Genomic DNA, 10,946 nt, shown 5'->3' with positions numbered 1-10,946 from the left:
GCTGGAAACCGCTTTTTAGATTCTAGATTTAGATTTAATACCATTCGCCTTTTAAGAGCATAAATCCTTGTTACAAAAGTGGTCTACTACCTTCGTTAATCAGCAGAAAAAACTACACGAAAGCCGCAACTCCTTAAGCCACCATCTGACTCATCCCAACTACGGCTAGCGCTGCGACAAAGTTCTGCACCAAAACTCCAGGAACCACCGCGCAATACCCGGCGATGCTGATCGCCGCCATCTTCCCAAACACTTGCATCTGAGGGTGCGCCTTGATAATTGTTGTGCCAGGGATCGGCACACCATTCCCAAACTAAACCGTGCATATCATATAATCCAAAGGCGTTGGCGACTTCAAAGCTACCAACATTTGTGCTTTCTTTACGGTATCTCGTATCGCCACTACTACAGCTGACAAACTCAGGCGTGACAGTTTCGCCAAAGTGATAGGATGTCTTAGTTCCAGCACGACAAGCATATTCCCATTCGGCTTCGCTGGGTAAACGATAATCACGTCCGGTTTTTTCGGCTAGCCTAAGAGAAAATTCTACGGCTTCATACCAGGTGACATTTTCTACTGGTAGATTTGGGCCTTTGTTTTTTGATGGGTTGGGATTTAAAGGTTGGTTGACTTTTGGTAAAGCGGCGACTGCTTTCCATTGTGCTTGAGTTACAGGATATTTCCCCATAAAAAAGGGTGCTACTGTAACTAGGCGTTGAGGACGTTCATCTGCATCGCCTTCAAAATCTGGCGAACCCATCATAAATGTACCACCAGGAATTGAGACCATTTCTAGTGCGATCGCTTTACTCAATTCTTCAGTAAAGTATTCACTGTGGAAGCGATCGCGGTTGACTTCTCTACCTGCAGTATCTACTGTGATTACATCAAATTCAAAACTTTGTAAAGGTGGGAGTGGCACTACAACTTTTTGTGATTTGGTAATTGATGCAAAAGGTAAGAACAACTTTTGAGAAATGGCAATAATTTCTGCTTCTAAGTCAGATGTAGTTGTAGACTTCAAATCGTGAATAACTTCTGCAGCTGTTTGATATCTATCCTTGGGTAAATGTTGCAGCAATTTATCCAAAATTTTGCTTAAACTATCGCTGATGGTAATACCATTTTTTTGCAGCTTTTGTGCCCATAACCACTGAGCATTCATGGCATCATAAAGGTTATCTTGAACTTGTCCATCATCAGTTTGTAAGGGCAAACATTGAGTTAAAAGCCGCACACAAGTTACGCCCAAAGCATATAAATCGCTAGCATGACAAGCAAATCCAGCCATTTGTTCGGCGGGAGCATAACCAAGTGTATAAATTACTGTCGCTTGTCTGGCTAAACTAGTTTGTGTTACCTGTTTTGCGCCACCAAAATCAATTAATACTGGTTTGCCATCACTATAACGGCGAATAATATTTTCTGGTTTAATATCACGATGAATAACATTATGGGCGTGAACAAAGTCCAGCACTGGTAATATATCAGTTAAAAGTTGCCGAATTTTACTTTCGCTAAAAGGTTCTTGTTGGACTTCTTCTAACAGAGTTCTGCCTTGAATAAATTCTTGTACGAGATATAAGCTAGAGCCTTGTTCAAAGTAAGCTAGCAATCTCGGAATTTGTGTATGATTTTCACCTAATTCATAGAGGCGGAATGCTTCTTCTTTAAAAAATTCCGCCGCTTTTAAGCGTTGTCCCGTGCCTTGAACTTGCGGGAAAAATTGTTTAATTACGCATGGTGCATCTAGTCTATCTGCATCCTCTGCGGCGTAAGTTCTACTGAAACCACCTTCACCTAATAGACGTAGTACACGATAGCGGTTTCTCAGGATTTGACCAAAATTACTTTGTCCGCAGCTCAAACAAAATCTATTGCCGTAGGCATTGAACGGATTTGAGCAATTGGGATTTTGGCAGATTTGCATAATGTAGGGTAGGTAGCATCTTGTCCAAAGTTAGCCCCAATATTATCGAAAGCGAAACAGATTTTTAGACAAATAAATAATACCTAAAAAGATAGCCATTATATTTATTTGTGAGTCTCTGTTTGTAACTTTTTAAATATGAGTATAAGTAAGAGCAATTATTTATTATTACCGAAAGAATAATAATCTAATTTTCTTAAATATGTCAAGAGCAGCTTAATAGTATGGAAAAATACCTGACAATTATATTGAGTTGTTCTTAACTCTATCTCTCTTATGGTTGCCATGATTGGCATGATTAGCAGTTCGTTTATTAATATCAAATGCCGCATTTATCCGGATGAGTATAAGATATTGCACTATGAACTTAATTCCTCATGCAGGATGTTCGCTTTGAACAAAAAGGATTCTGATAAATTCTAGAAAATGTAGGGGGTGGACAGTACAGACTCTACAGGAGTTTATGCTTTGAATTGAGCTTTATTGTATTATTAATAACTAATTACGAAAGTAACATCATACTTGCTTGCCGCCCAGACACACAGCGCCACCCTTACATAGTTCGGAAGCTGCAGCTTTAATGGCAGCTACTCCTCAATGGTGTTAGGCGGTAGGGTAATACCTGTCGGTTAAGGGGAAAAAGAGGAAGGGGAAAAGGGAAAGAAAAAACCTTTAACCCTTAACCTTTAACCTTTTCCCCAAAACCAATTTTGAGTTCAAAATGCTTAACCTAGTAGTATTGGGAGGCAGAGGAAGCAGGGAAGAAATTTCCATTACCAATTACCAATTACCAATTACCAATTAATATTAATTTTCCTCACCATAAGAGCGAATTAATTCCGCTATAAAAGCAACAAGTGCTGAGACTACAATTAAAATCACGCTGAGAGCATTAATATCAGGTTTTACCCCAGTTCTAATGCGACTAAAAATTTCCATTGGTAAAGTATTAGAACCACTACCAGCTGTAAAACTAGCAATCAGAAAATCATCCAAACTGAGGACGAAAGCCAACAGACAGCCGGCGATGATTCCCGGCATTAACTGTGGTAATAATACTTGCATAAAAGCTTGAAATGGTGTTGCACCCAAATCTAAAGCTGCTTCTTCTAAATGGGGATTTAAATGCGTTAATCGCGAAGACACCACCAACCCCACATAAGCTAGACAAAAAACCACGTGAGCCGCGATAATTGTCCACAAACTCAAGGGAACAGCAAACGCTGCTAAAAACACTAGAGTAGCCACTGCGATCGCAATATCAGGAATAATCAACGGTAAATAAGCTATACCGCGATAGACATTCTGCAGGGGAAACCGATAACGCGCTAAACCTACCGCCATCAAAGTTCCCAAAACGGCGGAAATCGCCACTGCACAGAAAGCAACTATCAAACTGTTCTGCAAAGCCGAAACAATCCGTTCATCACTGAATAGCTGGCGATACCAATCAATGGTAAATCCTTGCCAAGTAGCACTATAAGGCGACCTATTAAAACTATAGAATGCTAGTACCAGTATAGGTAGGTACATAAAAATAAACATAATTACTGATAAAACCGCCTGCCATGAGACACGCGGTTTTTTTGATGAGGGAGAAATATTCACGTTAAGCTAGTTTTTTGGATAATTTAGTAGCCGATAATTATATATTGTGTAACTTTGATAGTCAATATAATGAATCATGCCCTAGTTTGATGACATCTGAAGTTATAAAGAGTGATACATACAATCCATTTAAATATTCGATTTATTTACCTTGAAAAAGCTAACAAGGGCAAAGAGTTGAAAATCTTGTACAGGAATCATTTTCTGAGGCTTAATTAATCTATTTAAGCAATATTTTCTAGGAAAAACCAATATAAAGATTGGGATGCAATATGCTCCGGTGAAGTGGTTAATAATAAAGATAAAAGGCGGAGATTCACCCTTGCCCCATTTTCCCTTTACCTTTTCCTACACCACAAAAGTTATAAAAACCGTTATTCTCAACACTATTCGCTATGGATATAGCATATTTCAAAAGCATGATTTTTACCACTTCAGGATAAGATAATTTCCCTACTTAGGTAGACGAAAAGCGATAAATTCACTTCTAAGATTCTAAAGTAGTTAATCATTTGCTTGGCTTGAAAGCAGAGATTCTATAAGAGTTTGCAATGCTTGGTAGCACTCTTTAAACCCAAAGGATACAAAGCTAAAATCTCTCAGCCAAGACTAATTTTTTAGGAGGTTTGTGATGCGAATTGCTCAGATAGCCCCGCTATGGGAGAGAGTACCACCTCCAGCTTATGGGGGTATTGAGTTGGTAGTGGGGTTGCTGACTGATGAACTGGTGCGACGCGGACATGAAGTTACGCTATTTGCCTCCGGAGATTCTATCAGTTTGGCAAAACTAGTGTCAGTTCACCCCCGTGCCTTGAGACTTGACCCTGATGTGAAAGAATATGGCATCTATGAGATGTTGCAATTGGGTACAGTTTATGAAATGGCAGAAGAGTTTGATATCATTCATTCCCACATGGGTTGTGCCGCATTGCCCTACGCAAATCTTGTAAAGACCCCCACAGTTCACACCTTGCATGGTGTCTTTACCTGCGACAATGAAAAAATGTTCCAATATGCCAAAAAGCAACCTTATATCAGTATTTCTAATTCTCAAAGGGAACAGAGATTAGGGTTGAATTATGTCGCCACAGCCTACAACGGCATTGATGTTAGCAGTTATCAATTCCATCCCCAACCAAGCGATCCCCCTTATTTAGCATTTTTAGGACGCATATCTCCAGAGAAAGGTACCCATATTGCGATCGCAGTTGCTAAACAAGCAGGTTGGCATTTAAAAATCGCCGGGAAAGTAGATGTCGTTGATGTGGAATATTACGAAAAAGAAATTAAACCCCTCATTGACGGCAAACAAATTGAGTATTTAGGTGAAGCTAACCACGAGCAAAAAAATGCTCTCATGGGAGGTGCAGTAGCCACTTTATTCCCCATTACCTGGCGGGAACCATTTGGATTAGTCATGGTAGAATCTATGGCAGCTGGTACACCAGTGATTGCCATGAAACTAGGGTCTACAGTTGAAGTCATTGACCACGGCAAAACTGGCTTCCTATGCGAAAATACCGAAGAATTCGTCAAAGCCATTAATAAAGTCGCAGACTTAGACCGTTACGCCTGCCGTCAGCACGTAGAAAACCGCTTTAGCCTCCAAAAAATGACTGATAGTTATGAAGAAGTTTATCGGCAAATTCTGCAAAAGCGATTTGCTCAGAACGGTCATTTACGTAGCACAGTTAGTTTAGGCAGCAGCCGCTAGGTGAATCATTAAGGTTCACCTTTTTTAGGTAATTTTGATAAAAATCTGCGAAAAATCCTGATTCATTAACTCTAATCACCCATAAACACCGATGGACACCGTTCCGTCGGTGTTTATTTTTTTGGTATTGGTATTTCCCCATGCCCAATGCCCAATGCCCCATTCCCAATACCCAATTGTTGAATATACTGATATCTAACAGTCTTTCATCAAAAATTAGCGTTGCGATCGCATCAGCAATATCTGCCATATAGGCACTCTTTTTAGGATCTTTGATGATTTACTAGGGTTTATGAATACTTTATATGCCTGTTGGGAAAAACCAGTCTTTTAACTGATTTACTGTGTATTCCCAATAGGCAATTGGTCAATATGTTGAGTAACATTATCGGCATACCAGCAAATCACAGTATAAAAATTTCTTCTCAACTCACAGGAGTGCGCTAAAGTTAATGTCTTCTATATTATTTTCTAAATATCGTAAGTCACATATTCTACCAGCAGCACAGGTTGCAAAGGTTGATCGACCATCTTCTTTAGTAGAACTGGGACTGTTGAAAGTTTTTCGTTCATCTATATTATGTTTTAGCGTTGGGATCGGAGTAGCTTGTATCACTTTTTTAGGAACAAGCCTGAGCAGTGTGATTGCTCAAGTCCCACCTGTGGCTGATACAGCAACTTCGCAGGCGAATGTACTCTATGTCAATCCTAGTAGTGGAAATGACCAAGAGGGCAATGGTACTGAAAGCGCTCCTTGGAAAACCATTACCCAAGCATTGCAAAAAGCTTCTGCTAATACCGTGATTATGCTCTCTGCAGGTACTTACAGTGCAGAAACAGGAGAAGCATTTCCCTTGATTTTACGTCCAGGTATTTCCATTCAAGGGGATACGAACAATCAAGGTAGAGGCGTAATTATTCAGGGAGGTGGTGAATACCTCAGCAAGAGTTTAGGCAGTCAAAATATCAGTATAATTGCGAGTAGCCAAGTAAATTTAAGTGGCGTAACAATAACAAACCCCAACCGTCGTGGTTATGGATTGTGGATTGAATCTAGTAACCCTGTAGTTTCACAAAATACATTTACAGGTAATACCCAAGATGGGGTATTTGTGACTGGCAATGCTGCACCAACTATTAGCCAGAATAACTTTGAGGGTAATGGTGCCAATGGGATCACCATTGCAGGTAGTTCCCAAGCTCAAGTTAAGGAAAATACTTTTCAACAAACAGGCTTTGGGATTAATATCGCCCAAAACGCCGCGCCGACAATTGTAAATAATCAAATTCAAAATAATAGAGCCGGAATCATCATCCAAGCTAACGCCCACCCCATTTTGCGGAATAACATTATTGAGGGCAATAAAGAGGATGGTATAGTGGCGATCGCCCAAGCAATGCCAGATTTAGGCACTGATGCCGAAGCTGGTGGCAATCAATTCCGCAACAATGCTCGCTACGACATTAACGCCAGTGCTGCAAAACAAGTAATAGCTGCTTTTGGTAATACTCTTACCAACAGTCGCGTTGCAGGTAAGGTAGATTTACAAGCTCCCAGAACATTAGTAGCTCGAAATGTGCCAACTGCTGAAGGCGGGCCGGAAATTGCACCTACCAATGGCGAAATCACCTTCTCTGCTCCTGGTGCGGCAGATACTCCCAACGAGGTAACCGTACCAACTGCTCCCAACAGCAATTCTGCCAATAACATGAGGGTTGGTAAATTGAATCCTCAACTATTGCCCCTGTTACCAGCTAATACATCTCGCCTGCTTCCCAAGCCGAATCCACAACCAGCAACAACAGCAACAACTCCCTCACCTGTTCCCGGCTTTCCTGTTCCTAGCAGCTTGGCAGGTACAGCCGCTACCCAAAGGGCAAGTGTACCCCCTGCACCAGCAACTTCTGCTGATACACCACAGTTAAATTACGTGCAGATTAATCCCAGTGCGATCGAGTTTACAGCACCCCAATCCCCATTCGATCCCCAAGCACAGCCAGCCACACCCAGAAATACCAGAGCCAAAAAGCCCCCAGCACCATCAAATCTTTTGCCTGTACCTAATTCCAATATTCCCATAGGCAATACGCGCAATATGCGGAGAGTGCCAGTACCACAAGGTAATCCAGCCGTAAACTATAACAATAACTCGCCTAATACTGTGGCTCCAATGGGTAATCCATTGCCCAATCCTGTGGCTCCCATGAATACCCCATTGCCTAACGCTGTTCCGCAAATGGATAACAGTCCACTACCAAATACTGTTGCTCCCACAAATAACAGCCCATTACCTGCGGGTATCAGTCCCATGAGTAACACCCCATTACCGAATAATGGTATCCCAATGGGCGCACGTTACCGCGTACTAGTGGAAGTAGCAACTCAAAAGGACATGGAATTCGTACAGTCCCTTGTTCCGACTGCCTTTTTCACAGTCTCCCAAGGACGCAACCTCATGCAAGCTGGAGTATTTAGCAATCGCTATAACGCCGACACCATGCTAAAAACACTCAATAGCAATGGGTTGAGGGCAGTTATTGAAGTGTTAAATTGATGGGCATGGGGTAATTGGTAATCGGTAATTGGTAATTGGTAATTGGTAAAAGTAATTTCTCCTTGTCCCCAGTCCCCAGTCCCCATTACCCCTTATCCCCAGAGGGGGCCCCGAGTTCCCCAATCCCCAGTACCCAGTCCCCAGTCCCCAGTACCCAGTCCCCAGTCCCCAATACCCAATCCCTATTCCCTCCCCAAATTACCTTGCAACCCACCAGTGTGGATTAACAATAAACGCCTACCTGGGGGGAAAAATCCTTGCTTGAGTAAATCCATTACGCCATAAAACATTTTGGCGGTGTAGACATAATCAAGGGGTATGCTGTGTTCTTGGGTGAACTGCTGGGCAAATAGTAATAGTTCATCGTTCACCTTGGCATAGCCACCCATGTGGTAATTACATATTAGTTCCCAGGATGCGATCGCGTTTTTGGTTTCAGGTAAACCAGAGGCGCGATAATTTTTGAGGAAACTATCTATTTCCTCAGCCAGAAATTCCCCATTTTTCAGCACAGGAAACCCAATAACACGCTGTCCTGGTTGCAGTGACAGTACAATTCCTGCCAAAGTACTGCCCGTACCACAAGCCACGCATACAGTATCAAATTGTCGCTTCCAAGATTCCCCTTGTCCCCTTGTCCCCTTCTTTCCGTCATCCCCCGATAATATTTCCATACACCCCCGCACACCGTTCAAATTCCCGCCACCTTCGGGAATAATGAACACTTCACCAAAGCGTTCTTTTAATTCTGCTTGCAGTTCTGCTGTATATCGCTGTCGGTATTTCTGACGGTCAATGTAGAGAATTTGCATACCTTGCTGAACCGCAAAACTCAGTGTAGGGTTCAAGGGTAAATGCTCTTCCCCCCGAATCACACCAATAGTGCGAAACCCAAAAAGATTTCCCGCCGCCGCAGTAGCATAGATGTGATTAGAATAAGCTCCACCAAAGGTCAGCAACGTCGTAAAATTTTTCTGTCTAGCCTCCAACAGGTTGTACTTCAACTTAAACCACTTATTACCATTCACCGATGGATGCATAACATCGAGGCGTAGCACAGACAAATCAACACCAGCTTGTCGAGCAATTGCACTGTCAATCGTTTGTATGGTAGGAGGTTGTGCGAATGAAAAGATTTCTTCCACGATGAATGAAGGGGATGAGGTAGACAAATATAAAACCAATTACCAATTACCAATTACCAATTACCAATTACCAAATAAAATTTTATGGCTAAACTATTTGACTGCATCACTGACGAATTACAAGAATTTATTGCTACCCAACATCTGTTTTTTGTAGGTAGTGCGCCTTTGAGTCCTACAGGACACGTTAACTTGTCCCCCAAAGGGCTAGAGAGTTTCCGCATTCTTTCGCCTAACCGTGTAGGGTATTTAGATTTGACTGGTAGTGGTAACGAAACCTCAGCCCATCTACAAGAAAATGGGCGAATTACTTTTCTGTTTTGCGCTTTTCAAGAACCTCCAAAAATTTTGCGCTTGTATGGGCAAGGGTATGTAATTTTACCAGGTTCTCCAGAGTGGGATGCTTTTGCCCCTCTATTTCCTGCCTTACCTGGAGTTCGTCAAATTATCATCGCTGATATTGAACGGGTGCAAACTTCTTGTGGCTTAGGCGTACCACTTTATGAATATCAAGACCAGCGCCAGAGTTTAGTTAATTGGGCAATTAAAAAAGGCGAACAAGGAGTTCAAGAATATCAACAGCAGAAAAATCTGATGAGTATTGATGGTTTACCTACTCCACTGAGCAATTTACCTTAAGTTTGCTACAGGGGGTAATAGATAAATTGTGCGTTCACAGGATTTGAAGATGGATTATGTAATTAGCCCAATTACTCCAGAAGATGAGCCTTTTTTGTGGCGGATGCTGTATGAAGCAGCGCATTTATCAGAAGAAGGCAATTTAACAATGGAAGATTTGATGAATAATCCAGAGTTAGCAAAATATGTGAAAAATTGGGATTATGAAAAAGATACGGGTTATGTTGCTAGCTTGTTACCCAGCTATCAACAAGTAGGGGCTGCATGGTTGCGGTTATTGACAGAGGAAAATAAGGGATATGGATATGTTAATAACGAAACTCCCGAACTTGCGATCGCAGTTCTCCCCGAATATAGAAATCATGGCATAGGTACGCAGTTACTCCATCATTTATTAGCGATCGCACCAGCCTATTACCCATCAATATCACTCAGCATTAGAAGCTCAAATCCCGCTTTACATTTATATCAAAGATTGGGCTGGCAAGTAGTTGAGGGAACTGAAATCATCAACCGCGTAGGTGGTACTTCTTTCATTATGAAAATTGATTTTGCAAAATCAAATCTCACCTAGAATTAATTCACAACATAAGTACTTTATTTTTTACATTAATCATGAGTGAGCTCCTAAATCAAAAAATTCAACGAGATTTTGATAGGCTAGCTTTACTTCCGCCTTTGGCATGGAATCATAACAATCACTATCACAGTTTCTTAGTTCAGCAATTACCGCCAAACTGTAAAAATATTCTAGATATCGGCTGTGGTACAGGTGTGTTTTCTCGCTTATTAGCGCAACGTGCCGAGGAAGTAATTGCTGTAGACTTTTCTGCAAAAATGATTGAAGTCGCTCAACAACAGTCTCAATGTTACACAAATATAAAGTATCAAGTTGCTGATATATTGCAATGGCAATTTCCAGTGGAATATTTTGATGCGATCGCTTCAATTGCGACAGTGCATCATTTACCATTAGATGTCTTATTGCCTAAAATTAAGTCTGCGCTCAAACCTGGTGGTAAGCTGTTAATTTTAGACCTAGTAGAAGCAAAAGGGATAGAAGACATATTGCCCAATCTAATTGCTTTACCATTAAATTGGACATTGCATCTGTGGAAGAACAAACGCCTCAGACCTACACCAGAAGCAATAGCAGCATGGCGAGAACATGGTAGCACAGATAAATATCTCACGCGATCGCAAGCTCAACAAATTTACTCACAATACCTTACAGGATCGAAAGTCAGAAAGCATTTATTTTGGCGTTATTCAGTGGTGTGGGAAAAATTGTAATAGGGGTTTGGTAATGGGTAATTGGTAATTAATAATGAGAATTTTTCTTCTGTTTCCTCTG

9 protein-coding genes are annotated in these 10,946 nt (G+C 41.4%); 5 read left to right on the top strand and 4 right to left on the bottom strand.

Annotated features, from left to right (window positions below; all coding sequences use genetic code 11):
- Positions 1–95 precede the first annotated feature (95 nt).
- Together HG267_RS03800 and HG267_RS03795 are read right to left on the bottom strand one after the other, a co-directional pair.
- Positions 96–1,931 (bottom strand): bifunctional serine/threonine-protein kinase/formylglycine-generating enzyme family protein, encoded by a 1,836-nt coding sequence (locus tag HG267_RS03800; RefSeq protein WP_194007706.1) that lies wholly within the window; start codon positions 1,929–1,931, stop codon positions 96–98.
- Between the two features lie 807 nt (positions 1,932–2,738).
- Positions 2,739–3,464, bottom strand: a complete 726-nt coding sequence (locus HG267_RS03795; protein WP_045870307.1) for an ABC transporter permease — start codon at positions 3,462–3,464, stop codon at positions 2,739–2,741.
- A 706-nt stretch (positions 3,465–4,170) separates the two neighbouring features.
- Between HG267_RS03795 and HG267_RS03790 the strand changes: the two genes are divergently transcribed.
- Positions 4,171–5,253 carry a glycosyltransferase family 4 protein gene (locus HG267_RS03790; protein WP_045870306.1) on the top strand — a complete coding sequence of 361 codons (1,083 nt, stop codon included), beginning with the start codon at positions 4,171–4,173 and terminating at the stop codon, positions 5,251–5,253.
- Here HG267_RS03790 and HG267_RS03785 read toward each other — a convergent pair.
- A complete protein-coding gene (locus HG267_RS03785) occupies positions 5,231–5,503 on the bottom strand; it encodes a hypothetical protein (RefSeq protein ID WP_045870305.1) in 273 nt (90 codons plus the stop codon). The genes HG267_RS03790 and HG267_RS03785 overlap by 23 nt on opposite strands.
- 202 nt (positions 5,504–5,705) lie before the next feature.
- Here HG267_RS03785 and HG267_RS03780 point away from each other — a divergent pair, with 202 nt between their 5' ends.
- Complete coding sequence (locus tag HG267_RS03780) at positions 5,706–7,808, top strand: DUF1565 domain-containing protein (protein WP_052335183.1); 2,103 nt, start codon at positions 5,706–5,708, stop codon at positions 7,806–7,808.
- Between the two features lie 182 nt (positions 7,809–7,990).
- On the opposite strand, the gene HG267_RS03775 is transcribed toward HG267_RS03780, so the two are convergent.
- Positions 7,991–8,944, bottom strand: coding sequence for a 1-aminocyclopropane-1-carboxylate deaminase/D-cysteine desulfhydrase (locus tag HG267_RS03775; protein WP_045870523.1), 954 nt, complete (start codon positions 8,942–8,944; stop codon positions 7,991–7,993).
- A gap of 93 nt (positions 8,945–9,037) precedes the next feature.
- Here HG267_RS03775 and HG267_RS03770 point away from each other — a divergent pair, with 93 nt between their 5' ends.
- The 3 genes from HG267_RS03770 to HG267_RS03760 are packed head-to-tail and all read left to right on the top strand — an operon-like array spanning position 9,038 to position 10,885.
- Positions 9,038–9,592, top strand: coding sequence for a pyridoxamine 5'-phosphate oxidase family protein (locus tag HG267_RS03770; RefSeq protein WP_045870304.1), 555 nt, complete (start codon positions 9,038–9,040; stop codon positions 9,590–9,592).
- 28 nt (positions 9,593–9,620) lie between these two features.
- Positions 9,621–10,166 (top strand): GNAT family N-acetyltransferase, encoded by a 546-nt coding sequence (locus HG267_RS03765; protein WP_235623046.1) that lies wholly within the window; start codon positions 9,621–9,623, stop codon positions 10,164–10,166.
- 41 nt (positions 10,167–10,207) lie between these two features.
- Positions 10,208–10,885: a class I SAM-dependent methyltransferase gene (locus HG267_RS03760; protein WP_045870302.1), complete on the top strand. Its 678-nt coding sequence runs from the start codon at positions 10,208–10,210 to the stop codon at positions 10,883–10,885.
- Positions 10,886–10,946: the final 61 nt, after the last annotated feature.

This window comes from Tolypothrix sp. PCC 7601 (assembly GCF_025677855.1).
Taxonomy (GTDB): domain Bacteria; phylum Cyanobacteriota; class Cyanobacteriia; order Cyanobacteriales; family Nostocaceae; genus Aulosira; species Aulosira diplosiphon.
The sequence above is the reverse complement of the archived record's forward strand: the minus strand, read 5'-3'. Positions and strand labels throughout refer to the sequence as shown.

Coding starts and splice junctions, on each gene's coding strand:
- HG267_RS03800 (WP_194007706.1), bottom strand. CDS start 1,931: ATGCAAATCTGCCAAAATCCCAATTGCTCAAATCCGTTCAATGCCTAC.
- HG267_RS03795 (WP_045870307.1), bottom strand. CDS start 3,464: ATGTACCTACCTATACTGGTACTAGCATTCTATAGTTTTAATAGGTCG.
- HG267_RS03790 (WP_045870306.1), top strand. CDS start 4,171: ATGCGAATTGCTCAGATAGCCCCGCTATGGGAGAGAGTACCACCTCCA.
- HG267_RS03785 (WP_045870305.1), bottom strand. CDS start 5,503: ATGGCAGATATTGCTGATGCGATCGCAACGCTAATTTTTGATGAAAGA.
- HG267_RS03780 (WP_052335183.1), top strand. CDS start 5,706: ATGTCTTCTATATTATTTTCTAAATATCGTAAGTCACATATTCTACCA.
- HG267_RS03770 (WP_045870304.1), top strand. CDS start 9,038: ATGGCTAAACTATTTGACTGCATCACTGACGAATTACAAGAATTTATT.
- HG267_RS03760 (WP_045870302.1), top strand. CDS start 10,208: ATGAGTGAGCTCCTAAATCAAAAAATTCAACGAGATTTTGATAGGCTA.